Annotated in this window: 1 protein-coding gene; it reads right to left on the bottom strand. The window is 50.8% G+C overall.

Annotated features, from left to right (window positions below):
* The coding region (locus R7P74_RS25195) for a Tex-like N-terminal domain-containing protein (protein WP_318123370.1) at positions 1–905 on the bottom strand (905 nt) is incomplete at its 3' end.
* Positions 906–963 lie beyond the last annotated feature (58 nt).

Here is a 963-nt window from a genome sequence, read left to right as displayed (position 1 = left end):
GCGCGTTCTTTCATTGCGCCCATTAGCTCGGTTTCCATGTGCATCGATACTTTGATGCGCCATGCCCAACTGATCACTTGTTTACGCCATGCGTCCGCCGGTGCGCTGCTTAGCGTCACGCCATAATGGTCGGCAATGATGGTTTCACAGTACGATTGGCGTGCACCTTCTTCTTGTTCTGGGTCGGCGTTCATCGCCAGCGTCAAAAAGCCTTCATTACGGCCTCGTAACATCGCCAGTGCACGGTGTGATGGCACTTTGCTCAGTGGCTCGTTATGGTTGAAGTAATCTTTAAACTTCTCGCCTTCTTGCTCTTTTCCTTCAACGACACGAGAAACCAGTTCCGCGTTGCGGTTTAGATGAGCACGAATTTTTTCAAGCAGGTTCGCATCCTCAGCAATGCGCTCCATGATGATTGCGCGAGCGCCATCCAGTGCCGCTTTGGTATCCGCGATGCCTTTGTCCGCATCAAGATATTTCGTCGCTTCGCTTTCTGGTTCTGTTTGTGGCTGGTTCCAAAGTGTATCCGCGAGAGGTTCTAAGCCAGCTTCAATCGCGATTTGGCCTTTGGTGCGGCGCTTCGGTTTGTATGGCAGGTAAAGGTCTTCCAGGCGAGTCTTGCTGTCGGCTTGCGTGATCTCTTGTTCTAGTTCTGGCGTCAGTTTGCCTTGTTCTTGGATCGACTTCAGAATGGTTTGACGGCGATCGTCGAGCTCGCGAAGGTATGACAGACGGCTGTCCAGAGTACGCAGTTGGGTATCATCAAGGCCACCTGTCACCTCTTTACGGTAACGTGCAATAAATGGGACCGTGTTACCATCATCAATCAGGGTGACAGCAGCGTTGACTTGCTCTGGGCGAACATTCAGTTCTTGAGCAATCATGCGACAGATAGCTTGGCTCATCCGTGTATTCTCTTTTAATTCGGTTTGGATATTGGTTGTGTATAGAACATTGGGGTCA

Source organism: Vibrio sp. 2033 (genome assembly GCF_033339735.1).
The sequence above is the reverse complement of the archived record's forward strand: the minus strand, read 5'-3'. Positions and strand labels throughout refer to the sequence as shown.